This is a genomic window from Streptomyces virginiae, from assembly GCF_000720455.1.
Taxonomy (GTDB): Bacteria; Actinomycetota; Actinomycetes; order Streptomycetales; family Streptomycetaceae; genus Streptomyces; species Streptomyces virginiae.
This window is the reverse complement of record NZ_JOAK01000095.1, coordinates 1-548: the sequence shown is the minus strand read 5'-3', so window position 1 is coordinate 548 and position 548 is coordinate 1. Positions and strand designations below refer to the sequence as shown.

The window sequence follows — 548 nt, the reverse complement described above, 5'->3', positions numbered from 1 at the left end:
AAGATCAAGCCGCAGACCTTCAACGCCGGTCCGTCCGAGATCGAAGCCCTCAACGGCGGCTCCCTCGACATCGGTTTCATCGGCCCCTCGCCGTCCATCAACGGCTACGTGAAGTCCAAGGGCTCCAACCTGCGGATCATCTCCGGCTCCGCCTCGGGCGGCGTGAAGCTGGTCGTGAACCCGGACAAGATCAAGACCCTGGACGACCTCAAGGGCAAGAAGATCGCCACTCCGCAGAAGGGGAACACGCAGGACGTCGCGTTCCTCAACTGGATCTCGGAGAAGGGCTGGACGGTCGACCCGGAGTCCGGCAAGGGCGACGTCTCCGTCGTCCGCACGGACAACAAGGTCACCCCGGACGCCTTCAAGCAGGGCTCCATCGACGGCGCCTGGGTGCCGGAGCCCACGGCCTCCAAGCTCGTCTCCGACGGCGGCTCCGTCCTCCTCGACGAGACCGCCCTGTGGCCCGAGAAGAAGTTCGTGATCACGAACGTCATCGTGTCGCAGAAGTTCCTCAAGGAGCACCCGGACGTCGTCGAGGCCGTGCT

General features: G+C 64.8%; 1 protein-coding gene. It reads left to right on the top strand.

From position 1 onward, the window contains the following. A partial coding sequence (locus IG86_RS0138110; RefSeq protein WP_030903196.1) for an ABC transporter substrate-binding protein occupies window positions 1-548 on the top strand: 548 nt, incomplete at both ends.